At 68.7% G+C, this 339-nt stretch carries 1 protein-coding gene; it reads right to left on the reverse strand.

Annotated features, from left to right (window positions below; genetic code table 11):
- The coding region (locus tag LZ496_RS13835) for a VCBS domain-containing protein (RefSeq protein ID WP_249905322.1) at nt 1-339 on the reverse strand (339 nt) is incomplete at both ends.

Here is a 339-nt window from a genome sequence, read left to right on the forward strand (position 1 = left end):
GATCACCGGCGCATCGCCGTCGCCGACGATGGTGATGTTGACGGTCACCGTGTCGGTGAGGCCGTCCTCGTCGGTCACCGTCACCAGGAAGCTGTCGCTGAGCTCGTCGCCTTCGCCCAGCTCCTGAACCGCGGTCAGGCTGTTATCGAGCGTGTAGGTCCACTCACCCGTTACCGGGTCGATCGACGCCGTGCCGTAAGCGGCCGCGCCCGCCGACCAGGTCGGCGTGTCGCCGACGTCGACATCGGTCGAGTCCAGGTTGCCGGTCGCGGTCAGCGGATAGGCACCGGTCGGCTGGTCGCCGTCCTCGCCCACCTTGCCCGTGTCGTTGCCCGCCGT

Source organism: Sphingomonas caseinilytica, assembly GCF_023516455.1.
GTDB classification, from domain to species: domain Bacteria; phylum Pseudomonadota; class Alphaproteobacteria; order Sphingomonadales; family Sphingomonadaceae; genus Sphingomicrobium; species Sphingomicrobium caseinilyticum.